Raw genomic sequence first — 23,607 nt, forward strand, 5'->3', positions numbered from 1 at the left:
TTGCATGACCGGGGCCATCCCCGGGGTTCAACCGCGCTCCGCGGCCCGCCCGGGGCGGCAAACCGGGCCAAGCCCTATTGGGCGTCCCGGAACAGGTCCTCCGGGAGCACCAGGTTTTCCTTCGGCACCTTTTCCCAGGAAAACAGGGGGAGCAGGTCGCGCGGGCGGGCGGGACGCGGATGGGGGAGAAGCCCCGCAAGATAGGCCACCCGGCCCACGATCTCCTCGCCGGAAAACCCGCGCGCCCGCAGAGCGCCCAGGTCCAGGTCGTGCTCCCGCTTGGAAAGCCGCCGCCCATCCCGCGCCAGCAACAGCGGGACATGGATGTATTGCGGGGGACTCGCACCGAACAGGCGGTAGAGATACATTTGGCGCGGCGTGGAGGACAGCAGGTCCCGGCCGCGCACCACCTGGGTGACCCCCATGGCGATGTCGTCCAACACCACGGCCAGCTGGTAGGCGAACACGCCGTCCGACCGGCGGAGGATGATGTCCCCGCATTCGCGCGCCAGGTTTTGTTCCACAGGGCCATAATGCCCATCCACAAACCGCACGGCCTCGTCCGGCAGCCGCAGCCGCACCGCCGGGGCGCGCAGGCGGGCCTGCGCTTCGATCTGTTCCGCGGCCAGCCCCCGGCACCGGCCGGAGTAGATTGTTTCCCCGTCCGAATTGTGCGGCGCTTCCGCGGCATGGAGCTGGGCGCGCGTGCAAAAGCAGGGGTAGAGCAACCCCTGTTTTTCCAATTGCGCGAGCGCTTCCGCATAAAGCCCCGTCCGCCCGCTCTGGTAATACGGCCCGTTCGGTCCCCCCGCCGAGCCGCCCTCGTCCCAGTCGAACCCCAAAAAGCGCAGGTCGTCCTCCAATTGGTCCGCCAGCGCCCGGGAGGTGCGGTCCGGGTCGAGGTCCTCCATGCGCAGGACCATGCGGCCCCCCGCCGCGCGCGCCGAAAGCCACGCCAGCAGGGCGCTCAGCAGGTTCCCCACATGCATGCGCCCGCTGGGGGAGGGTGCAAACCGCCCGGTGATCCTGTTTTTCCCTTCTATGTCCATCGTTTCCCTCCAACGCCGTTGTTCCCGTCCAGTATACCATATACGGGCCTTTTGCGGTAGGTTCCGGCCGCCCCAGAACTTTTTTTATTTTCTTTTGACTTATATAAGGCAAAACGCTATAATAAAACAAACAGAAATTCGCATAGGATTCCTCAAAAAATAGATAAATTGGAAGAACAGTGGCGCGAGACGGGATAGCCGGGTATTTTTTACATCCGGCGGGCCACCTCTTTTCCGATCCGGCAGCCGTCCGTTTTCACGCTCGGAAGAAGCTTCTCATGGTCTGGGAATCCTTTAAGATGTCAGGGGGAACCAAAATGGTGGACAATCGATCGATCAGGCCGACGGAGCTGCCCGCACAGCCGGGGTTGGTCCGTCTGATGTGCGACGGCATTCCCGGCGGGATTTTCCGCTGTTTGCCCGACCCCGTTTGGACCATTTTGGAGGTAAGCCGCGGGTTTTTAAACCTGTTCGGTTATACGGCGGAGGAGATGCGGGAAAAATTTCACAACCATTACCTGGACATGATCCACCCGCACGACCGCCGGGCCGTCACCCGCGCGTTTCAGAAGCATATGGAAACCGGAACGGACCACTGCCTGGAATACCGGGTCAAGCACCGGGATGGGCATACGCTCTGGATTTTGGAGCAGAGCCATCTGATGCAGCGGGATGGCGAGCCGGATACGCTCTGCTGCACCTTGACGGACATCACCGAGGGCAAAAAGCTCCAAGAACAGCTGCGCCTCAGCCTGGAACGCCATCAGATCCTCATTGACCAGACGGACGACATCATCATCGAATGGAATATGGAGACGGATTCCTTTTTCTGCTCCCCGAAGTGGGAGACGAAATTCGGCTACATGCCGCAGAGGGAGCATATCACAAGGCATATCCTGCACGGCGATTCCCATATCCACCCGGAGGACCGGCAGCGCGTGGCCGAGGCCCTGCGCTCCATCCGGCGGGGCGCGTTGCACAGCGACCTGGAGTTCCGCATCTGCACGGCGGACGGGCGGTACCTCTGGTGCCGCGCGCGCATGACGGTGCAGACCAGCCAGGCCAACCATCCCGTCCATGCCATCGGCCTGCTGGTCGATATCGACAGCGAAAAGCGGCAGGCCGAAAAACTGCTGGAGATCGCCCAGCGCGATCCCCTGACCAACCTGCTGAACAAGGTGGCCTCGCAAAAACGCATCGAGGAGTATCTCAACACTGCGGCGGACGGCGATTGTTCGGCGCTCTTAATCGTCGATCTGGACAATTTTAAGCATATCAACGACAGTATGGGACACCTGGTGGGGGACGCCATCCTGGTGGACGCCGCACAGCGCCTGAAAACGCATTTCCGCAGCACCGACACGGTGGGGCGGCTCGGCGGGGACGAGTTCATCATCCATATCCAAAACATCCAGGATGTTTCCATCGTTCAGAAAAAGGCGGAACAGTTGATCCTCGAGCTGGGGGACATCGAGACGGTGAACAACGGCATGGAGAATTCCCCCAGCATCGCCCTCTCCTGCAGCATCGGGGCCGCGATCTATCCCAAACATGGGAAAAGCTTCAAAGAACTGTACCGCCACGCGGACCTGGCGCTCTATCAATCCAAAAAGAACGGGAAAAACCAGTACAACGTCTACGACGGCTCCTACCAGCAGGAGCGCATTTTGCGCCCTTACACCCAGCCGGCGTCCATCCCCGAGGAAAAAGTGGATGCGGACGGGACGGGCAACCTTCTCGACTACCTTTCCGAGCATTGCTTCCACATCCTGTACCACTCCCGCGACGTAGAGACAGCGGTCCAATCCATCTTGGAGATGGTAGGGAAGAAGTTCAACGTCAGCCGGTCGTATATCTTTGAGGACAGCGAGGACGGGAGCTATTGCCGCAATACGTTCGAATGGTGCAACGAGGGCATCTCCCCGCAAATTGACAACCTGCGCTGTATCTCCTATGAAAAGGATTTAAACAACCGTTACCGGGATAACTTCAATGAGGAGGGCATCTTCTACTGCCGCGACATCCGCCTTTTGGAGGAAGAGCCCTATGCCATCCTCGCCCCGCAGGGGATCAAGGCCCTGTTGCAGAGCGCCATCTACGACAACGGCGTGTTCCGCGGGTTTGTCGGGTTTGACGATTGCTCCATCAACCGGTTTTGGACGCAGGACCAGGTGGACGCGCTGGCGTTTATCTCGGAGATCCTGAGCGTATTCCTCTTGAAGCACCGCGCCCAGCAGCGCACCGTACAGGCCGAGGAGTCCATCCGCTCGATCCTCGAAAACCAAAGCACCTGGATCTACCTGATCGACCCGAAGTCGTATGAATTGCTCTATGTGAACCGCTGCCTGGGCCAGATCTTCCCGAGCGCGCAAATCGGCATGCACTGCTACGAAGCCTTTTTCAGGCGGGACCATCCCTGCACGGAATGCCTGTTCCGGAAACTGACGGAGAAAAACCAGAGCCTTTTGCAGGAGGTCTACCATCCGTCCCTGGACCTCTGGCTGATGACCGACACCTCCATGGTGACCTGGCACAACCGGCCCGCCGTCCTGATGTGCTGCTTTGACATCACCCCCTATAAAAAGGCCGGGACGAACGACCTGCTGGACAAGAACCTCCGTCCCTGAGCGGGCGGAGGGGGAGGGCCGGCAAAGCCGGGCCGCTCCGCGCCCCGAGGCCAAAACCGTGCGGCACCAAAAACGCCTTGCAGCCAGCCCATACGGCGCTGGTGCAATCGCCATACATACGCAGAAAAGCGGCGTCCTTTTGAGCCTGAAACGCTCACAAAGGGCACCGCTTTTTTTGTTGCTTTTTGCATATGCAATTTTATGAAAGCTTTCCCGATTTCTATTCGGGTTCTTGGAGCCCCAACGGCCAAGGGCCGTTGGTTTCCTTTTGGGGTTTCCTTACTTCAAAACCTCCACCTGGCCGTCCTCCACGAAAAGCGCCTGGTGGTCGTCGATGACCTTCAGGTCCAGCGTGGAAGCGTACGCGGCCACAATCTGTTCGACCGCCGCCCCGTACTCCGGGTTGCCCCGGTGCGGCACCGGATACCATTCCGTCAGATGCAGCCCCGTATAGTCCTGTAATCCCGGCGCTTTCCCGGGGTCGTCCATCGCAGACGAATAGGCGATGTCCGGGGCCGCGGCGATGGCGCCCGCCGATTCCCCGATATAGGGCTTCCCCTTGTGGACCTCCTCGCGGATCAGCCGGTCCGCGCCGCTCTGTTTCAGCGCTTGCAGCAGGAAAAAGGTATTCCCACCCGCGATGTAGATCAGGTCATTTTTTTGCAGCGCCCTTTGGATGGCCGCATAGGGGGCGGTGGAGACCTCCACTTCGTCCACAACCAGCCCCATCTGTTCCAAATTCTGCTTTTCCAGGGCGGCCCAATCGCCCGGTTCCTCCGCAAGGCTTGCCGTGGGGATATAGGCGACCGATTTCCCTTTGTAATCGGGCATCACCCGCTGCAAGAGGTGGGAGACATTTTGAAACATGGATACCAGTAGCAATTTTTTCATCGCTTTTTCCTCCCTGTAAACAAACCTCGCCGGTTTGATGGGCATTCCGATACCGCGAAGCGTCTATAAGGCGCCCGGTTTCCAGCCCTGCGTGCGAAAGCGCAGCCGCCCATCCCATGGGATATGTGGAGGAAGGGCCGTTTCAAAAATGCAAGTTTCGGACGCATTTTATTTACAACTCGTAATTTTTAAAACTATTTTACGGATTGTTATAGCTTTTTCTGCTCCACCAGGCGGGCGGCCTTTAAAACCAGCACCTGGGTCTTCGCGTCTTTGATGGTGTTGTCCATCACCATCTCCACCGCCTTTTGCAGCGGGATGCGCTCGACCTCCAGGAATTCGTCCTCGTCCAGCTGCGATTCCCCGTACCCCGTGATCCGGCAGGCATAGAGGTGCAGGATCTCGTCGCAATAGCCGGGCGTGGGGTAGAGCAGCCCCAGGTTCAAATACTGCTCCGCGGTGGTGCCGGTCTCCTCGCGCTGCTCGCGCTTGCAGGCTTCAAAGGGGTCCTCGCCGCGCTCCAATTTCCCGGCCGGGGCCTCCAACACCACCTCCTGGTACGGATAGCGGAATTGCCGGACAAAGAGCATCTCGTCCTGTCCCGTGAGCGCCGCCACGCACACCCCGCCGGGATGCATCACCAGCTCGCGCTTGGATTTGGCGCCGTTTTCGAGCTCCACGTCGTCCACGGCGACCTCGATGATCCGGCCCTTGTAGATATCCGTGCGGCCCAACTGCTTTTCGATCAATTTCATGGTCCGGCCTCCTTATTTAAAATACAAAACGTAATATAAATAATCTATAAAACAATTTGTATTTGACAAATTCATCACATTGTTGAAAACTCGGTTGATAATACTAAAAGTTAATCCGTTCTGCGCTTGCTCGCCGCCGCAAAAAGGCAAACGTCCCTTCCGGCCCATTTGCAAAAGGAAGGCCCAAAAAGGGAAATGCGGGGCTTTGCGCAGTAAAAAATATACTTTACGAATAAAATAACATACATATTACAAATTGGAATATGTATTTGCCCGTCCTATGATGGGCGGCATAGCATGCCTCCCCTTATCCCTCGAAGTGATACGTATAGTTCGGGTCGATGGCATACAACTCTTCGTAAAGCTCCACCGCCCGGCTGCGGTAATAATCCATCACCCGGCTGGCCTCATCGACCTGCGCCATGGTGCCGCCGACCGCCTGGGCGTCGGCGCGGAATTCCTCCAGGGCCGCTTCGGTCCCGTCGCTCCACGCCTGCTGCTCGCTCTCAAGCGTAGCCTTGCGGTCGTCCGAGACCTTTTCCAGCAGGGTTTCGTAGGCATACGCCACCTCTTCGCGCCAGATCTCCGCGTATTTCTGGGAGACCTCCACCATATCCTTGTTGGAGATCGCCTGGTTGTTGTCCTGGATATACGCCTGGTCGATCGGGTTGTCCGCGAATTTCTCGTCAAAACCCGGGTTTTCCGTCTCCACAGGCAGCACCTGGCCGGGGCTGTCCTCCGGCGGCTCCGGCGCGGGCTCCGTGGAGCTCTCCGGCGTGGACGGCGCTTCGCCGTCCGGCTGCGGGGCGGGCGCCGGGGCGCTCTCCTCGGAAGAAGCGCTGGACGTGGGCGCGGAGCTGCTGCCCGGCGGGTCCTCCGTGCCGTTGTCCCCCGTACACCCCACCAGGGCGGCAAACCCGACGGCCGCCGCCAGCAGAATGGCAATCCATTTATTCTTCATTGCTGTTCTCCTGTTCCGATGGTTCCTCGGTCAAATCCTCGTCCCCGGCGTCGCCGTCGTCCTCCGGCAGATCGTCCGGTTCCTCGTCCTCTTCGTGGGCGGTCCGCGCCAGGGTGACAACGCGGCTTCCTTCGTTCAGGCGCATCACGCGCACGCCCTTGCTGGGCCGCGCGCACTCGCGGATGGAATTCGCGCGGATGCGGATGATCACGCCGTCCGATGCGATCAGGATGACGTCGTCGTCCAGGTCGACCACCTTGATGGCGGCCACGTCGCCGTATTTCTCCACGTGGTAGTTGGTCAGGCCCTTGCCGCCGCGCGACTGGATCCGGTAGTCGTCGGTGGAGGAGAGGCGGCCGTAGCCCGTCTCGCTGACGGTCAGGACCAGCCCGCCCTCGCGGACAACGCTCATGCCGACCACGCAGTCGCCCTCCTTGAGCGTCAGGGCCTTGACGCCGCGGGCCGTGCGGCCCATGGCGCGCACGTCGTTCTCGCTGAAGCGGATCGCCATGCCCTTCTTGGTCGCGACCAGCAAATCGTCGCTGCCGTTGGTCAGGCGGACCCAGCACAGCTCGTCGCCCTCGTCCAAGTCAATGGCGATCACGCCGCCCTTGCGGGTGGTCTGGAACGCGGAGAGCGGGGTGCGCTTGATGACGCCTCTGCGCGTGACCATCACCAGATAGCCGTCCTCGTCGAGCTTTGGCACGCGGATCATGGACGTGACCCGCTCGTCCTGGGCGATCGGCAGCAGATTGGCGATGTTCATGCCCTTGCTGGTGCGCGCGCCCTCCGGCACCTCATAGCATTTCAGGCGGTAGACGCGGCCCAGGTCCGTGAAGAACATCACATAGTCGTGGCTGTTGATGACGAACATCTCGGTGGCCACGTCCTCCTCCCGGCGCGTCATGCCGGAGACGCCGCGGCCGCCGCGCCGCTGGGTGCGGTAGGTGTCGGCCTTCTGGCGCTTGATATAGCCGAAGTTGGTCAACGTCAGCACGCATTCCTCCTCCGGGATCAAATCTTCGATGTCCACTTCGCCGCTGATCGCCGCGATTTCGGTGCGGCGCTCGTCGTTGAACTTCGCTTTGACCGCGAGCGCCTCCTCCTTGACAATGGCGAGCACGCGGCTCTCGTTGGCAAGGATGTCCTTCAGGTCTTCGATCTTGAGGTGCAGCGCTCCCAGCTCGTCCTCCAGCTTCTGGCGATCCAGGCCGGTCAGCGCGCCCAGCTGCATCTGCACGATGGCCTGCGTCTGCACATCGTCCAGGCCGAACCGCTCGGTCATGCGCTGGCGCGCCTGGGCGCGGTCCTTGGAGGTGCGGATGATCGAGACCACTTCGTCGATGAAATCGACCGCAATTTTGAGGCCCTCCAGGATATGCGCGCGGTCCTCGGCCTTTTTGAGCTCAAAGCGCGTGCGGCGTGTGACGACGTCCTCCTGGAAGTCGATGTAATTCTGCAAAATTTCCTTGAGCGTCAAGGTCTTTGGCTCGCCGTTCACAATGGCCAGCATGATGACGCCGAAGGTCGTCTGCATCTGCGTAAATGTATAAAGCTTGTTCAGCACAATCTGCGGGGAGGCGTCGCGCTTGACCGTGATGACAATGCGCATGCCCTGGCGGTCGGAGTGGTCCTCCACGTTGGAGATGCCGTCGATGCGCTTTTCCTTGACGAGCGTCGCAATGCTCTCGATCAGGCGCGCCTTGTTCACCTGGTAGGGGATCTCCGTGACCACAATGCTGAACCGGCCGTTCTTTTCCTCCTCGATTTCCGCGCGCGCGCGCACCGTGATGCGGCCGCGGCCCGTCGCATAGGCCGCACGGATGCCCGCACGCCCCATGATGATGGCACCGGTGGGGAAGTCCGGCCCTTTGATGTACTGCATCAGCTCGTCGAGCGATGCGTCCGGGTGGTCGATCAGGCAGCACATACCGTCGATGACCTCGCCCATATTGTGCGGCGGGATGTTCGTCGCCATGCCGACCGCGATGCCCGTGGACCCGTTGACCAAAAGGTTCGGGAAATGGCTGGGCAGCACAACCGGCTCTTTCAGGCGGTCGTCGTAGTTCGGCATGAAATCGACGGTTTCCTTGTCGATGTCCTGCAACATCTCGACCGCAATTTTGCTCATGCGGCTCTCCGTATAACGGTAGGCAGCGGGCGGGTCGCCGTCCACGGAACCGAAGTTGCCGTGTCCGTCCACCAGCATATAGCGCATGGAGAAGTCCTGCGCCAAACGCACCAGCGCGTCGTAGACGGAGGCGTCGCCGTGCGGATGGTACCGGCCCAGCACCGAACCGACGGTATCCGCGCATTTGCGGTACGGCTTGTCGGGGCTCAGGCCGTTCTCATACATCGTGTAGAGGATGCGGCGATGCACGGGCTTGAGCCCATCGCGGACGTCCGGCAGCGCGCGGGACACGATGACCGACATCGAGTAATCCAAAAAGGACTTCTTGATCTCCTTTTCCAGATCTACGTTAATAATGCGATCGTTTTCCTGCATGTCTTGCATTGTAGAAACCAATCCTTTCTTTCGAGCCTACGGCGATCCCATGGACCGCTTTATCAAAAAACAACTTGTTGATCTTCTTGAAATGGGGCGCGCCTTCACTTCTGCGTCTGCCCGCCGGTTGGGAACAGCGCATGGAGCTTCTGCACATCCTCCGGGGAGAGCGCCCGCTTGGGGACATACCGCGATTCGCCGGGCCCCAGCCGCAGCAGGAGGATGCGGCCATCCTCCCAAACCGAGAGCATCGCATAGGGGAGGGACGCCGCATAGCGGTCCGATTTCACGTCCACATGGTCCGCAAAAAAGGACAGGGACTGCGCGGTCATGCGCTCCCCGGCGTGGTCGTAAAACGACTGCGCGCGGCTGCGCACCAGCAGGGGCTGGATGGAATCGTGGAAAAAGCCCACCGCCAGGCCCAGCAGCACCAAAAGCGAGAAAAATACCGTATTCTGCGGGTTCCCCACGCCGAAGAGCAGGCAGAGCACAAAGCCCGCCACCACCAGCACAAACCCGGCGGCGCGCAGGAACAGCCGCTCGCCCGGCGACGCGGCCGCATTGCACGCGGCGATCTGATAATCGGCATAATCCTGTTTGGTCGGTAAAAAGCTGACCGAGAGCAGCGGTGTCTGTTGTTCCATTTGTCCTCCTATCCCGGTGCGTGCTGGGCCACGGGACCGGCCCCGCTTCGATGCACGGGGGCCAAAAAAGCCCTGCCTGGTGGTGCAGGCTTGCCCCAAGCGCCCGCGCCTCAAAGCGCACGCCGCCCGTTTCTGCCCGCCGGGAAAATTAAATTCATTTCCATATGTATATTTTAAAATAAATAATACAAATCGTATTTTTGGATTTCGTTTGTTCTGCTTGGATGCCTACATCCCTTCAAATGGGCCCTTGGACAGGATCTTCTTCACCAGTTGGACGAACGCATCCCCCGTGCCCCAATCGAAGTGGGTGAACGCACCAGTGCCGCCGCCCGCACCGATGGCGGACACCTGCACGGTGCCGCCGTGCCCGACCAACGTCAAGGTGAGGCTGGCGCGGCTGGCGTTGCGCATAAAATAGCGGTCGTACACACGGACGGCAACCTGCGTATCCCCCAAGTCGTATCTGGCAGTGCCGACCAGCTCCACGGAGGCGCCGCTCGCCAGAATTTCCTTCTCCAACAGGGACAAGACCGTGTAGAAATCCGCATCATGGAGTTCCTTCTCAAATTGTGCCATGGATTCCTTCCTCCTTAGTTTGCATATGGCCGGTTTGAAAGCCGCCGTACCGCCCGTCCCATCCGCTCCGATCGGCCAATTCCCGTTTGGCCCATCGGAACGGACGGCCGTCAGGCCGTAGGTCCCTCGCCCGGCGCTGCAAAGAGCTCCTGTTTCGAAAGGCCGTTTTTCCGCCCTTTCCGCCGCCAGACGGACTCCGCAGACATCCGGTACAAAACGCGCGGGAAATTCTGGGTGATATAGAGGTCTTCCGCCTGCCCGCCGGAAACGATGGCCTCCGCGAGCGTTTGGAGCGTCTGCCCGAGGCGCTTTTTGGGCCCGTGGCCCATGGGGATGTTTTGCGTCTCCGGCAGCATCCCGCCCCCGCCGGCGCCAATCCCCTGGCCCCAGCGCACCCCCGCACGGCGGCACCAATGGCGCAGCATGTGCAGCGCATGGGCGTTCTGATGGCCCTCATAAAACCCGGAGTTGACGAGCGCATAGGCTGTCCGCTCCTTCTGCGGCGTTTCCCGGAAATCCGCTTCCAATTGCAGCAGCGCGCCCACCATATGGGAGGGCAGGCCGTCCACATAGAGCGGCATGGCAAACACCAGCACATCGCAGGCGGCAATCCCGCGCAGCGCCTGTTCCGGGAGGGGGGCGGTCCGGATGACGTATTCCCGCACCGCTGCCTGCGGGGGCAATGCATCGCGCAGCCCCTGCAAGATCACCCAGGACGCGCTGTTTTTTCCCTTTGGGCTTCCGCAAATCAAAGCAATGTCCGTAGCAAATCCCTCCAATCCGGCGGCTGTTCCACAAAGCGCACCTCGTTGACCCGGCCATAGAGGTTCACCGCCATGGCCTGCACCCATTCCTGCGCGGTCCTTTGTTCCTCCGGCGTTGCCCCGCCGTAGAAGGCCACGGTCAAACCGTACGAATGATGGTACCGCTGGCGGTGGTGCATCTCCCCGTTTTTGATGACAAAATAGGGATGGACATACGAAATGCACCGGTCCAGCACATTTTTGACAAACGGGCCCGGCCCGCCAAAGCAGCACCGGCTCACAAGGACCAGCTCGCCGCTGTTGGCAAGATAGGCCCCTATATCCCGGTATGGGTCCGGGAGCACGCAGCGTCCGGGCGTTTTGATCCAGCAGCCGAAACAGCCGGTGCAGGGGCGGATCGTGCCGTTGTCCGAAAACACCGTGCCCGCAAAGGGGGGCTCCAGCTCCCGGACCGGTTCCGCCTGCTCCACATCCTGGATTACCAGAAAGCGATGGTTTTCACGCATCGATCGTTCCTCCGTTCCCCCGCCTATTGTTTGGCCCAGAGATACCGGTTGGCGAATTGTTCGCGCATATGGGCGGACACGGCCTCCCGCTGTCCGGGGGAAAGCTGCTTTTTATCGACAATCAGCAGATGCCGGTCCCAACCGCCCGCCACGACCAAATACGCGGGGCATTCATAGCATGCGTAATAATCGCTCCAATATCCGCTGATTTTTTCATAAGCGGTTTCACAGCAGACGCTGTCCCGGTAAAAGGCGATTTTGCAGCGCTGCTGCCAAAAGCGGTTCTTTTGGAAGACCGCCGCCGCGCGTTTCTGCATCCGCACCGGCTGGAACCAGAAAAAATAGGCCGCCAGCAGCACGCCCAAACAGCCCACGGCAATGGGAATCCAGGCCGTGGCGTATTGATACCGGTAGACCGGGATACAGGAAAACGCCAGGGCCGCCACGGTCAGCGCCGCCGCCGCGCGCACCCCTCTGCGGCTCCAAACCGAACGGTGGCTTTCCGCAAACACGGCCGCCTGCGCATATTCCTCCGCGGTGAGCGTCTGGTGCACCACCGCGATGGGTTCCCCCTCGTAAAACGTTGGCAAAGGGCAGTCCTCCTTCCGGTCAATCCTCCCGCGGCTGCGTGCCCGCCTGGATCATCGCCCGCACCTCCGGCAGGACCGAAGGTTCCACGCAGCGCATGGGGAGGATCACCATATCGTCGCCCTTGAAATACACGACGATGTTCTTCTGATAAATCGCGCTCTTGCACGAGCCGTCCAACGGGATCTCCCACTGGTTTTCCCCGCGGCCCATCTCGATCTTATGCGGATAGATCTCCATGCAGATTTCCTTGCCATTCGCATTGCGCTTGGCGTCCTGTTTGATGCGGATGTCCGGCAGGAAGATCATGATGAAGATCATCGCCGCGCAGACCGTGGCAAAAAACAGGTTGTCCGGGTTGCGTTTCAAAAAGAAAAAGACCAGGAATCCCAACAGCAGCGCGGAAAAGACCACCAGCTCGATGCGCATGCGCCGTTTGCGCCGTTTGCCAAACTGCGTGCCGCGCATACAGGTGCGGATCTCCTCCTCGGTCAGGACATAGGAGAGCTTCACGCCGGTGATGGTGTCTTTGTACTCCTGGTCGGCGCCCTCGGACACGATCTCCGCGTCGCTGCCGTCCCACTGGACGGCCTCCTCCTGCTCTTCATCCTCCAAAAATTCCGGTTCGGGGGCCTCAACCCCCTGGGGTTCCGGAGGCTGGGCGGTCTCTTCGTTTTCTTTCGTAAAGTCTTTCATGTAGGATTCTCCTTTGTATGTTCCGGCGCAATGCGCCATCGTACAGCCCGTATGCAGGGAACCGGCATGGGCCATTCAAACGAATTTTCTTCCGTCTGCCGGAGACCGGCAGCACAGGGGTTAAATGTCCAGGTTCTGGACGTACTTCGCATTCTTTTCGATGAACGCGCGGCGCGGTTCGACCTTGTCGCCCATCAGGATGGTGAAGGCCTCGTCCGCAGCGGCGGCGTCCTCCACCTCCACGCGCAGCATCGTGCGGGTTTCGGGGTTCATGGTCGTCTCCCAAAGCTGCTCGGAGTCCATTTCGCCGAGGCCCTTGTAGCGCTGGATCTCATACCCGCTGACCAGCTCCGCCATCAGCTTGTCGCGCTCCTTGTCGGAGAAGGCGTAATAGTGGTTTTTGCCCTTGCTCACGCGGAACAGGGGCGGCTGTGCCAGATAGATGTGGCCCTCCTCCACAAGCGGCTTCATAAAGCGGAAGAAGAAGGTCAAAAGCAGCGTGCGGATATGGGAACCGTCTACGTCGGCATCCGCCATGATGATGATCTTCCCATAGCGCAGCTTGGAAATATCGAATTCCTCGCCGATGCCGCAGCCCAGCGCCGTAACGACCGGCATCAGCTTTTCATTGCCGTACACCTTGTCGAGGCGCGCCTTTTCGACGTTCAGCATCTTGCCCCAGAGGGGGAGGATCGCCTGGTATTTGCGGTCGCGCCCGCCCTTGGCGGACCCGCCTGCGGAATCGCCCTCGACGATGTAGATCTCGGTCTCGTCGGGGTTGCGGCTCTGGCAGTCGGCCAGCTTGCCGGGCAGGGAGGCGGTCTCCAGCTCGGACTTGCGCCGCACCAGCTCGCGCGCCTTGCGCGCGGCCTCCCGCGCGCGGGAGGCGGACAGCGCCTTGTCAAAGATCGTGCGCGCCGTGGCGGGGTTCTCCTCCAGGTAGGTGGCCAATTTGTCGGACACCAGCTGGCTGACCAGCGTGCCGACCTCGGTGTTGCCCAGGCGCGCCTTGGTCTGGCCCTCGAACTGCGCGTCCTTGACCTTGATGCTGATGATCGCGGTCAGGCCCTCGCGCACGTCCTCGCCGGACAAGTTCTTGTCGTTGTCCTTGAGGATGTTGTATTTGCGGGCGTATTCGTTCATCACGCGCGTGAGCGCCCGCTTAAAGCCGTCCTCATGGGTGCCGCCGTCCGTGGTGTGGATGTTGTTGGCAAAGCTGAGCATCAGCTCGTTATAGGAGTCGTTGTACTGCATGGCGATTTCCGCTGTGGAGTTGTTGTCCGCCGCCGTGCAGGAGAAATGGATGATGTCGTCGTGGATGGGCTCCTTCTCCTTGTTGAGGAACTCCACAAAGCTGGAAATGCCGCCCTGATAGCAGTAGTTGTCCTGCAAAAGGTTCTCCGGGTCGCGTTCGTCCCGCAGCTCGATGTGTACGCCCGCGTTCAGGAAGGCCTGTTCGCGCAGGCGCTTTTGCAGCGTCTCATAGTCATAGACCGTGGTGTCCTTAAAAATCGACGCATCCGGCTTAAAGGTGACGGTGGTGCCGGTCTTGTCCGCCGGGCAGTCGCCGATGACCTCCAGGTCGCCGGTCGCCTTGCCGTATTCAAACCGCTGGTGGTAGATCTTCCCCTCGTGGTAGACCTCGACCTCCAGCCAGACGGACAGCGCATTGACCACGGACGCGCCGACCCCGTGCAGGCCGCCCGCGACCTTATAGCCGCCGCCGCCGAATTTGCCGCCCGCGTGCAGGATCGTAAAGACCACCGTGACCGCGGGCAGGCCGGTCTTGTGCTGGATGCCCACCGGGATGCCGCGCCCGTTGTCCGTGACGCGGATCACGTCGCCGGGCAGGATCACCACGTCGATCTTGTCGCAGTACCCGGCCAGCGCTTCGTCGATCGCATTGTCCACGATCTCATAGACCAGATGGTGCAGGCCGCGCGGCCCGGTGGAGCCGATGTACATGCCCGGGCGCTTCCGGACAGCCTCCAGCCCCTCCAATACCTGGATCTGGTTTTCGTCGTATGTCTGATTCGTTTGCAAGACTTCGTTTATATCCATGTTACATGATTCCCCCAATAACACACATAAAGGCTGCGGGACCTTTCCTGCCTGCGGCCGCAGCGGGCCCTGGTTTTCCCGGCCCTTTGGCCGCCCAAATCCGGCAGGCCGCCGCTTTTTCCGGCACATTCCCAGCCTGTTTCAAAAAACCTTCCGCGATGTTCAAAAGGCGCTATAACCGCCGGGCCGTCCGCGGATTCGGACGGCGCCCGGATTCCCCGCCGCTGGGTGCGCCCCTGGCCGTCCGGCCGGGCGCCTGGCTCTGCCGCTGGCCCCCGCGCGGAAGGTCCACGCGCTGCGTATCGTGCATCTGTCCCGGAGCCGGCGGCATCTTTGCCGGCTGGATGGGCCGCAGGCGGACAAAAAACGGGCTGATCAAAAAGAAAAGCAAAAACGGGACGGCGATCAGAACCAGGGAGGTAAAGCTGAATTCCTGCACCAGTGTCACAAACAGGACGAAAAACACCGCGCCGGCGATGGCTGCCACGGCCGCAAGCGGATAAAGCGCTTTATCCAGCGAGACGTTCGAGCATTCGCCGCATTTCCCGCAGCGGTATTCCCCCCGTGTTTTCAGAGCCCATGCGCGGAACCAGTTGACCTGTTTCCCGCAGTGCGGGCATTTTGGAAGCATGAGTCGCATGATGTTCCCCTTCTACTGTTTCAAACATTGGAAATTTCGTCGATGTACCCCGTCCGCTTCAACAGCGTGGACGAGGAAATCTGGGAGATATAGACCGTCTCCCGGTTCTGGCTGTCGCGGCAAAGCACAAAGGACTTCGGCAGCTCCATGCTGACGTTGACGACCTTTCCGGCCTTCTCCGCCTGCGCCAGGTAGTTCCGTGTGGTTTTGGAGATCGTCGAGGTCTCCATATTGAAGATGCCGACGATTTCGTCCATCTTAATCACCGTGTCCTGCCCCAGATGTAGGTACATAAAGTTCTCCTCTCCGCACTTCAAACAGCGCGCCTTCCTCCAGGCGCTTGACCGCGCCCGGCTCGCAGCACGTGAGAAACACCTGCCGCCCGTCCAAGCGGTTGAGCAGGTAATGCTGCCGGCCGGCGTCGAGCTCGCTCATCACATCGTCCAGCAGGATGACCGGCGCTTCGCCGCCCTCCTGCTCCAGCACATCGGCCTCGGCCAGCTTGAGCGCCAACACCAGGGAGCGCTGCTGCCCCTGGGACCCATAGGCCCGCGCAGAGACGCCGTCCACGGTGACCTCCAGGTCGTCGCGGTGCGGCCCCACCGTGGTGTGGCCGCTCTGTAGGTCGTCCCGGCGCGCCGCCGCCAATGCCTCCCTTAGATTTTCGGCGCTTTTTTGATACTGTATTCCAAATTGTTCCTTATTTTCCGAAATCCCCGCGTAGAGCTCCCGCGCGGGCGCCTCGATTTTTTGTATGTACGCCGCGCGCTCCCTTGCCACGGCGTCGCCGTACCGCGCGAGGCGGTCGTCCCAGATCTCCAGGGTATCCAAGAGCTCAGCGTGGCGCGGGATGTCTTTCAGCAGCGCGTTGCGCTGCACCAGCGTGTGGTGATACCGCGACAGAAGCGGCGCATAGGCCGGCTTTACCTGGCAGAGGGCCGCGTCGATGAAATTCCGCCGCAGCGCCGGGCCGCTCTTGATGAGGGAGAGGTGCTCCGGGGAGAACAGCACGGCGCGGAATTTGCCGACCAGCTCCGCGGGGGAGCGCTTCGGCACGCCGTTGAGCGACGCGCTGCGCCGCCCGTTCTGGATGGTGAGCTCCGCCTCCTGCTCGCGCTCCTCGCTGTAAAATTGCAGGTGCAGCGCCGCCTTTTCCTGGCCGAAGGCCACCAGCTCGCCGTCGCGCGCGCCCCGGAACGAGCGCCCGCCGGTAAACAGCCAGACCGCCTCCAACAGGTTGGTTTTCCCCTGCGCATTCCTGCCGTAGATGACGTTCATCCCCGGGCAGGGGGTGAGGCTTCCCGCGCAGAGGTTGCGGTAGTGTTCAAACGCCAGACTCTGTATTTTCAGAACTACACACCTCGTAACATACGTTGTTATAGACCGCCTGGTCGCCGGGCCGCATCTTTTTCCCGCGCATGGTACACGGCTCGCCGTTCACCTGCACGTTCCCGGCCTGGATCTCAAATTTCGCCTGCCCGCCCGTATCCACGGCGCCGCCGCGTTTGAGCAGGGCGTCCAGGCGGATGAACTCTGTGTCGATCGAAATGCTTTCTTTCTTCATAGATCGGTCTCTTTTCTGTAAAATATGGGCTGCGTGCTGCGCAGGCAGCCGCGCCGGTTTTTTCGCAAACGCCGGGCAAAGCGGGGCGTCAGCTGTCGCTCTTCAGGCGGACCGGAAGCACCAGGAACAGGAAGGCGTTCCCCTCCCGCGGGAGGACCTTCATCGGGCTCAAGGGGCCGTTCAGCTGCACCTTGACCTCGTCGCCCTCCGCGTTCCGCAGGGCGTCGAGCAAATACCGGTTGTTAAATCCAATCTCCACATTACTTCCTGTAATCTGCGCTTCGAACTGGTCGTTCGCGCGCCCCATGGAGGTGGAACAGGACAGCTTGATCTCATTGTCCTCAAACAGGCAGCGCACCGGGCTCTTCAGGCGGTCGGTGATCAGAAGCGACACGCGCTCCACGCTCTCGATAAAGCTGCGCGTGTTGACCAGCACCTCGGTGCTGCTTGCGGCGGGGATCGCCGCCTTGTAATCGAGGAATTCGCCCTCCAAAAGCCGGGAGATCACCGTATAATTCCCGATCTTAAACAGGATATGGCGGCGCCCTACGACCAGGGAAAGGGTCTCTTCCTCGCTGTCGCTGAGCAGCTTCGTCACCTCGTTGAGCGTCTTGCCCGGGACCACAAAGCTGGCCTCTTCGTTTGCCTGCACCGGCTCCTCGCGGATCGCCAGGCGGTACCCGTCCACGGATACCAGCCGCAGCGTGCCGCCGCCCAGCTCAAACAGGGTCCCCGTGTGGATGGGCTTTGCGTCCGTGTCCGCCACGGCAAAGATCGTCTGGCGGATCATGCTCTTGAGCATGCTGTGCGGCAAATCGATCGTGGTCTCCCCGGTGATCGAGGGGATTTCCGGATACTCCTCCGCCGGGATGCCGACGATCGAAAATTCGCTCAGGCCGCAGGTGATCGCGGTGATGTTCTTTTCATCGGACGCGATGCAGACCTGCTCCCCGGGGAGGCGGCGCACGATATCGCCGAACAAACGTGCGCTTAAGACCAGGTTGCCGGGCTCCTCCACAGAGGCTTCGATCGTGGTGGTCATGCCCAGCTCCAGGTCATACCCGCAGAGGGTCACCTCCTGCCCGTGCGCTTTCAGGAGGATGCCTTCGAGCGCGGGGATGGAGGATTTGGTCGAGACGGCCCGCTGCACATTGGAGACGGCTTCCGTCAATTGTTGTTTGCTGCAAGTTATTTTCATTGTATCACCCTTTTATCTGTTTGGGCCAAGCGGCTCGATGTTTTCCACCTTGTTTGCGGGGTTTCCACCGCAACTTCCGGTTTTCTCTCTTTATAAGCATAGCAATGGAATGCTTTTGATTTAGTACCAGCAGTAGGGGCCGGGGAAATGTGGAAAATCTCCGGAAACCCAGTGCTGGCGCGGCAAAAAATGCCGGAATTTTCATTTTTTGTATGTTTATGCATTGTGGAAGGTTGTATTATCCACCCCGGAATCAACAATTTGTTGAAAACTCTGTGGGGAAAGTTGAAAACACGTTAAAAGATTTCAAGGCACAAAAATTCGGTTTCTTAAAAGGCTCTTTTTAAGAAACGGTCCGTTCGATAGTGCATCTATACAATCTGTATTATAACTATTTGTATAACGAAGGGTGCACGAATCCGCAAAGCGCCGCATGGTTACACAGCCGCCCTGCGGGCGCAAAATGCCGGGACCCTGCCGGGGGTTACCGGTCGCGGATGTTCTTGATGATGTCCTCCACGGTGCCCTTGGTCTTGGGGTCGCGGGCCATGCCCTTCTCCACCTGCTGGATGGCGTAGACCACCGTCGAGTGGTCGCGGCCGCCGAACTCCTCGCCGATCGAGGTCATGGGCATCTGGGTGATCTCGCGCACCACATACATGGCCACCTGGCGCGCGTTGGAGATGTTGGCCGAGCGCTTGCTCGAGCGGATGTCCTCCGGGCTGGTGCCGTACGTGCGTGCGACCTCCTCGATGATCTTCTCCACGGTCACCGGGACCGGCTGCTCGTTGTTGATGATGTCGCTGACCGCCATCTGCGCCGTGGACAGGTTGAGGGCGTCGCCGTTGAGCAGGTAGTACGCCTTCATCTTCTTGACCGTGCCCTCCAACTGGCGGATGTTGTTCTTCAGCCGGTTGGCGATGTATTCGATCACGTTGTTCGGCAGGTCGATGCCGAGCAGCTCCGCCTTGCGCTTGATGATCGCGATGCGCGTTTCAAAATCCGGCGGCTGGATGTCCGCGGTCAGGCCCCACTCAAACCGGGTGAGCAGGCGCTCTTCCAGGGTGGCGATGTCCTTGGGCGGCCGGTCGGATGTGAGGACGATCTGCTTTTTTGCCTCATATAAGGTATTAAAGGTGTGGAAGAATTCCTCCTGGGTGGATTCCTTGCCCGCGATGAACTGGATATCGTCCACGAGGAACACGTCCGCCTTGCGGTACCGCTGGTGGAACTCCGCGGTGGTGCCGTGGCGGATGGCTTCGATCAGCTCGTTGGTGAATTCGTCGCCTTTGATGTAGACGATGTTCATCTCCGGATGCCTTCTTGCGATCTCGTTGCAGATGGCATAGAGCAGGTGGGTTTTCCCGAGGCCGGAATTGCCGTAGATGAACAGCGGGTTGTAGAGTGTCGCCGGCTTTGTGGCGACCGCCATGGAAGCCGCATGCGCAAATTTGTTCGACGGCCCCACGATGAACGTGTCGAAGGTGAACTCGTAGTCGTCGTTCTGGGAAGAGGCGTCCTCTTCCTCCTCCTTCTCCGCGGAGGGCACGTCCTCCGGCACGCAGATCTGCACCTGGATGCCCGGCCCGAAGATCTCGGCCACCGCATCGTTCAGAAGATCCATATAGCACCGGTTCAGCGTCTGCCGGTGGAATTCATTCGGCGCCTTCAGAAGGGCGATCCCCTTTGCAAAGTCCAGGCTGACCGGCTCAATCCGGCTGATCCAGGTGGTGTAAGCCACCTCTGTGATGTGTTTTTTGCAGTATTCGCAAATAAAACTCCAGGCTTCGGTAAAAGATTCCATGTTTGAACCTCCGTGTTTTCAAAATCGTCCTTGCGCGCATGTTTTCCTTGCAAACAAAGCGGGTGAAACCGGGACCGGCATATCCAAATTTCACCAGTTTTGGAAATCGATAGACTTCAGGCAGTATATATCTTATAGTATCACAATTTCATCGCTTTTACAACTTTTCAACAGTTAGAAATCGATTTGGTGAAAAGCTGTGGAAAAGAATCCCGTGTAAAAAAGGGCGTCCCCGCCGGAAAAACCGGGGCTTTGCCGGGCAGAAAACCGCTTTTTCCACAGATTCCCCAAAAAAGGCACGCCGGAACGCCCCGTCCCGGAAGGGAAACCGGCTGGGAAACGCCCCTGCAAAAGGCCCCGTCCGCCCCCGGTTTGCCGGTGAAAAATTTTTTCGCATTGTTCTTTTAAAAAGATACGGCCCTGCATCTTGTGGTCGGAAAAGGGCATGCCCCTTAGTTCTTGCGAAAATCCCGCAGGAATGCCGGTTTCCCGCGCATTTTTTCGCTAAGAAAAGGTTGACAGCCCGGACGCATATAATATATAATGCTAAATTGCAAGGTTTGTACCCCGAAAGGAGGGTGTATGTATGCTGAGAACGTATCAGCCCAAGAAGCTCCACAGAAAAAAGGAGCACGGCTTCCGCAAAAGAATGTCTACCAGCAACGGCCGCAAGGTATTAGCCCGCCGTAGAGCAAAAGGCAGAGCGCGCCTGAGCTACTAAGACAAAAGGCCACCGGAGTGTGGCCTTTCTTTTTAGCACGAGCCGCGCGGCGGCTTCCCAGGCCGCCGGAAATCGTTGGACGGGAGACAATGGCACGCGGATGCGGAAGGGGCTCCAAAAACAGGGCGGCCCTTCCGGTTTTCAAACGCGCCGGTTTTGCTGCGCGCTATTTGTTGCAGCAGCCCTCTAAATAAGGGGGATATGGGCCGTTTTTTTGCCTGTTGAGGCAAACAACGGGCAAACCGGCGGATGTTTTTCGGGAATAGGTCCCGGATGGCGCATCCAATGTGCGTTTCTGGCATCCCGAAGAGGGATCGTGGAAGAATGATGGACTTGTTTACACCAATCAAAGAGAATCGGGATTTCCGGCGCATCTATACGCGGGGCAAGTCGTATGTGTCGCCGGTGGTCGTGACCTATGTTTTAAAAAACCGCAGCCAGAACGTGCGCGTGGGCATTACGACGGGGAAAAAGACCGGCAATGCCGTCAAGCGCAACCGCTCCCGCAGGATTATCCGGGAAGCGTTCCGGCAGGCTGCCCCGCAGGTGCGGGAAGGGTTTGATTTTGTCCTGGTGGCGCGCGGCCGCACGCCCTTTGTAAAAAGCACGGATATTTACCGCGTTTTGATGCGGCAATTGAAAGACGCGGGTGTTTTGAAATGAAACGCCTGCTTATTTTGCTTATTCGATTTTATCAGCAGGCGATCTCCCCATTCAAACAGCCCTGCTGCAAATATTATCCCACCTGTTCCAATTATGCGTTGGAGGCGATTGAGCGTTTCGGCGCGCTGAAGGGTTCCCTTTTGGCGCTGTACCGCATTTTGCGCTGCAATCCGTTCAGCCGGGGCGGGTATGACCCGGTCCCGGAGAAGAAGGAAAAGGGAACATCAAAATAGAGGAGAAAGCATACATGGAAATTTTCAATTGGTTCGGCAGTATTCTGGGATATTTGTTGTGGTTCCTTTATGAAATTATCCCGAACTATGGTGTTGCGATTATTCTGTTTACAATCATCACCAAGCTTTTGCTCCTTCCTTTTTCGGTCAAACAGCAGAAATCCATGGCGGCCAACAGCAAGATGGCGGCCAAGCAGCAGGAGATCCGCACCAAATATGCAAACGACCGGCTGAAAATGCAGGAGGAAATGCAGAAGCTGATGGAGCAGGAGGGGGTCAACCCCACCAGCGGTTGCCTGGTGACCCTGATCCCGTTCCCGATCATGCTCGGCATTTACTACACGGTTCTGTACCCGCTGCAGAACGTTCTGCATATCAGCATTGATTCGATCAATAAAGCGACCGCCCTGTTGTCGCAGATCCCGGGCGTGGGCACGACGCTGAACGTCGGCTACTACTCCCAGATGGAGATCATCAAACATTTCGACCAGCTCCGTCCGCATCTGACGATGTTTACCGGGGACGAGCTGTCCCGCATGGAATCCCTGAGCCGCGGATTCAATTTCTGTGGCCTGAACCTTTTGGATACGCCGCAAAGCAGCCACTTCCTGACCTTTATGTGGGTCATCCCCGCGCTGTGCCTTCTGACCTCCCTGCTGTCGCAGGTGATTATGATGAAGATGCAGCCCGGCATGAGCCAGCAGCAGGGCTGCATGAAATGGATGCTCTACCTGATGCCGCTTCTGACCGCCTGGATCGCGTACACCGTCCCGGGGGCCGTCGGCTTCTATTGGACCATCCAGACCACGGTGAGCTTTGTGCAGTCCATGCTATTGCGCAAATTCTATAGCCCCGCGCTGGTGAGCGCAAAGGCGGAGGCGCAGCGAGTCGCGCTGCGCGAGGTGGAAGAGGCGAGGATGAAGCCTCTGGCCGTGCCCCTGAAGATCCATGCAGGGCCCGCGCCAAAGCAGCAGAAAAAGGAAAAGGCGTCTGCGCAGCATCCACAAAAACAAAAGGGAAAGCAAAAACAGAGCAGCGACGATTACCGGGGAACAAAAAAATAACGAGAAACGCGCCGCGTATCAAGAAGACAACCGTGCGGTGTGGAGCCGGGAGGGTTAAACGTGATTAAAGAAGCAATTGGAACCGGGAATACGGTGGAAGAGGCCTTTGAGGCCGCATGCAAGGAGTTGGGCGTGGAGTCCCACGAGGCGGAATTCGAGATTCTGGAAATGCCTGTGAAAAAGACATTCGGCCTGTTTGGCGGCAATCCCGCAAAGGTGCGCGCCTATGTCAAAGACAGCCCCGCAGACGCTGCGGCGCAGTATTTGAAGAACATCCTCTCCAATATGGGGTTGTCCAACGTGCAGTTCGACATCCAGGAGGAGGAGAGCGGCGCTTTGATCTCCCTGTCCGGCGAGGACGTGGGCTTTATCATCGGGCACCGCGGGGAGACGCTCGACGCGCTCCAGTATTTGGCCGGCCTGGTGGCCAACCACATTGAGAATACGTACTTCCGCATTACGCTTGATATCGGCAATTACCGCGAGAAGCGCAAGGACACCCTGGAAGTGCTCGGCAAAAAGATCGCAAACAAGGCGGTCAAGTCGGGCCGCAATTGCTCCCTCGAGCCCATGAACCCGTACGAGCGCCGCATCATCCATACCGCGGTGCAGACTGTGGAGGGCGCAAAGAGCTGGAGCGAAGGCGAAGACCTCAACCGCCATGTGGTGATCGGCCCGGTGGATGGGGAGCGCCCGCAGCCGCGCAAGCCCTATCATTCGCGCGGGCCCCGCAAACCGTACGGCGATAAATCCCGCGGGGACTACCACAAGAACAACTACGGCGGCGGCAGAGGCCCGCGCCCGCAGGGGCAGCGGCCGGCCGGGCAGACGCAGCAGCGCTCCCAGCCGAGGAAAGAGACCTCCGGCCCGCTCTACGGCCGCATCGACATCAATCGGAATAAAGACGGCGAATAAGGCTGTCGTTTGGATACCAGACGGAAGGGGGACGGTTCTGCGGAATCGTCCCTTTTTGTCATGCCATGGGCGCGCTCGGGGGAAGGGCCCCTGCGCGCCAGGAAGCGCATCGGAAACACAGGGACGCGCGGCAAGCCCTTTCTGTTTTGGCAGGCCATGCGCCCCTGCGGGAAATCTG

The 23,607-nt window shown here is 59.5% G+C and carries 24 protein-coding genes; 6 read left to right on the forward strand and 18 right to left on the reverse strand.

The window, feature by feature from the left end:
- Positions 1-74 precede the first annotated feature (74 nt).
- Entirely contained in the window at positions 75-1,049 is a 975-nt protein-coding gene (gene gluQRS / locus I2E77_RS08840; protein ID WP_087234948.1) for a tRNA glutamyl-Q(34) synthetase GluQRS, read from the reverse strand.
- A 317-nt stretch (positions 1,050-1,366) separates the two neighbouring features.
- On the opposite strand from gluQRS, the gene I2E77_RS08845 reads away from it, so the two are divergent.
- On the forward strand, positions 1,367-3,676 hold the full coding sequence (locus I2E77_RS08845; protein WP_195451061.1) for a diguanylate cyclase domain-containing protein: 2,310 nt from the start codon (positions 1,367-1,369) through the stop codon (positions 3,674-3,676).
- Positions 3,677-3,955: 279 nt separating this feature from the next.
- On the opposite strand, the gene I2E77_RS08850 is transcribed toward I2E77_RS08845, so the two are convergent.
- The 17 genes from I2E77_RS08850 to dnaA form a co-directional block, all read right to left on the reverse strand.
- Positions 3,956-4,567, reverse strand: a complete 612-nt coding sequence (locus tag I2E77_RS08850) for a Type 1 glutamine amidotransferase-like domain-containing protein (RefSeq protein ID WP_195451062.1) — start codon at positions 4,565-4,567, stop codon at positions 3,956-3,958.
- A gap of 209 nt (positions 4,568-4,776) precedes the next feature.
- Complete coding sequence (locus I2E77_RS08855) at positions 4,777-5,322, reverse strand: NUDIX domain-containing protein (protein ID WP_087234945.1); 546 nt, start codon at positions 5,320-5,322, stop codon at positions 4,777-4,779.
- Positions 5,323-5,629: 307 nt separating this feature from the next.
- Complete coding sequence (locus I2E77_RS08860; protein WP_087234944.1) at positions 5,630-6,283, reverse strand: lysozyme inhibitor LprI family protein; 654 nt, start codon at positions 6,281-6,283, stop codon at positions 5,630-5,632.
- Positions 6,273-8,798: a DNA gyrase subunit A gene (gene gyrA, locus I2E77_RS08865; RefSeq protein ID WP_191405238.1), complete on the reverse strand. Its 2,526-nt coding sequence runs from the start codon at positions 8,796-8,798 to the stop codon at positions 6,273-6,275. The genes I2E77_RS08860 and gyrA overlap by 11 nt, the downstream gene beginning before the upstream one ends.
- Positions 8,799-8,893: 95 nt before the next feature.
- On the reverse strand, positions 8,894-9,433 hold the full coding sequence (locus I2E77_RS08870; protein WP_087234942.1) for a YcxB family protein: 540 nt from the start codon (positions 9,431-9,433) through the stop codon (positions 8,894-8,896).
- A gap of 228 nt (positions 9,434-9,661) precedes the next feature.
- Positions 9,662-10,012 (reverse strand): DUF6054 family protein, encoded by a 351-nt coding sequence (locus I2E77_RS08875; RefSeq protein WP_087234941.1) that lies wholly within the window; start codon positions 10,010-10,012, stop codon positions 9,662-9,664.
- 110 nt (positions 10,013-10,122) lie between these two features.
- Positions 10,123-10,791 (reverse strand): hypothetical protein, encoded by a 669-nt coding sequence (locus I2E77_RS08880; protein WP_207738225.1) that lies wholly within the window; start codon positions 10,789-10,791, stop codon positions 10,123-10,125.
- A complete protein-coding gene (locus I2E77_RS08885; protein ID WP_195451063.1) occupies positions 10,761-11,282 on the reverse strand; it encodes a flavodoxin family protein in 522 nt (173 codons plus the stop codon). The genes I2E77_RS08880 and I2E77_RS08885 overlap by 31 nt, the downstream gene beginning before the upstream one ends.
- A 23-nt stretch (positions 11,283-11,305) precedes the next feature.
- Entirely contained in the window at positions 11,306-11,872 is a 567-nt protein-coding gene (locus I2E77_RS08890; protein WP_191405235.1) for a hypothetical protein, read from the reverse strand.
- A gap of 19 nt (positions 11,873-11,891) precedes the next feature.
- The gene (locus tag I2E77_RS08895) at positions 11,892-12,566 is read right to left on the reverse strand and encodes a hypothetical protein (protein ID WP_087234938.1); all 675 of its coding nucleotides are present in this window, start codon (positions 12,564-12,566) and stop codon (positions 11,892-11,894) included.
- A 120-nt stretch (positions 12,567-12,686) separates the two neighbouring features.
- Positions 12,687-14,627, reverse strand: a complete 1,941-nt coding sequence (gene gyrB, locus I2E77_RS08900; RefSeq protein ID WP_087234937.1) for a DNA topoisomerase (ATP-hydrolyzing) subunit B — start codon at positions 14,625-14,627, stop codon at positions 12,687-12,689.
- A gap of 172 nt (positions 14,628-14,799) precedes the next feature.
- On the reverse strand, positions 14,800-15,267 hold the full coding sequence (locus I2E77_RS08905) for a hypothetical protein (protein ID WP_195451064.1): 468 nt from the start codon (positions 15,265-15,267) through the stop codon (positions 14,800-14,802).
- A 20-nt stretch (positions 15,268-15,287) separates the two neighbouring features.
- On the reverse strand, positions 15,288-15,560 hold the full coding sequence (remB, locus tag I2E77_RS08910; RefSeq protein WP_087234935.1) for an extracellular matrix regulator RemB: 273 nt from the start codon (positions 15,558-15,560) through the stop codon (positions 15,288-15,290).
- Complete coding sequence (recF, locus tag I2E77_RS08915; RefSeq protein WP_330608919.1) at positions 15,526-16,647, reverse strand: DNA replication/repair protein RecF; 1,122 nt, start codon at positions 16,645-16,647, stop codon at positions 15,526-15,528. The genes remB and recF overlap by 35 nt, the downstream gene beginning before the upstream one ends.
- Positions 16,592-16,831, reverse strand: a complete 240-nt coding sequence (locus I2E77_RS08920; RefSeq protein WP_087234933.1) for an RNA-binding S4 domain-containing protein — start codon at positions 16,829-16,831, stop codon at positions 16,592-16,594. Before I2E77_RS08920 ends, recF begins: the two co-directional genes overlap by 56 nt.
- Before the next feature lie 88 nt (positions 16,832-16,919).
- A complete protein-coding gene (dnaN, locus tag I2E77_RS08925; RefSeq protein WP_191405232.1) occupies positions 16,920-18,029 on the reverse strand; it encodes a DNA polymerase III subunit beta in 1,110 nt (369 codons plus the stop codon).
- A gap of 484 nt (positions 18,030-18,513) precedes the next feature.
- Entirely contained in the window at positions 18,514-19,833 is a 1,320-nt protein-coding gene (dnaA, locus tag I2E77_RS08930) for a chromosomal replication initiator protein DnaA (protein WP_087234930.1), read from the reverse strand.
- A 586-nt stretch (positions 19,834-20,419) separates the two neighbouring features.
- On the opposite strand from dnaA, the gene rpmH reads away from it, so the two are divergent.
- The 5 genes from rpmH to jag all read left to right on the forward strand — a co-directional run bounded on the left by rpmH (position 20,420) and on the right by jag (position 23,429).
- Positions 20,420-20,554 carry a 50S ribosomal protein L34 gene (gene rpmH, locus I2E77_RS08935; RefSeq protein WP_038322395.1) on the forward strand — a complete coding sequence of 45 codons (135 nt, stop codon included), beginning with the start codon at positions 20,420-20,422 and terminating at the stop codon, positions 20,552-20,554.
- A 324-nt stretch (positions 20,555-20,878) separates the two neighbouring features.
- Complete coding sequence (gene rnpA, locus I2E77_RS08940) at positions 20,879-21,217, forward strand: ribonuclease P protein component (protein ID WP_237966939.1); 339 nt, start codon at positions 20,879-20,881, stop codon at positions 21,215-21,217.
- Complete coding sequence (gene yidD / locus I2E77_RS08945) at positions 21,214-21,450, forward strand: membrane protein insertion efficiency factor YidD (protein ID WP_087234928.1); 237 nt, start codon at positions 21,214-21,216, stop codon at positions 21,448-21,450. The genes rnpA and yidD overlap by 4 nt, the downstream gene beginning before the upstream one ends.
- 14 nt (positions 21,451-21,464) lie before the next feature.
- Complete coding sequence (locus tag I2E77_RS08950) at positions 21,465-22,514, forward strand: YidC/Oxa1 family membrane protein insertase (protein ID WP_087234927.1); 1,050 nt, start codon at positions 21,465-21,467, stop codon at positions 22,512-22,514.
- A gap of 60 nt (positions 22,515-22,574) precedes the next feature.
- A complete protein-coding gene (gene jag / locus I2E77_RS08955; protein ID WP_195451065.1) occupies positions 22,575-23,429 on the forward strand; it encodes an RNA-binding cell elongation regulator Jag/EloR in 855 nt (284 codons plus the stop codon).
- The last annotated feature ends 178 nt before the right edge of the window (positions 23,430-23,607 follow it).

The organism is Anaeromassilibacillus sp. 1001302B_160321_C8 (genome assembly GCF_015554745.1).
GTDB classification, from domain to species: domain Bacteria; phylum Bacillota; class Clostridia; order Oscillospirales; family Acutalibacteraceae; genus Anaeromassilibacillus; species Anaeromassilibacillus stercoravium.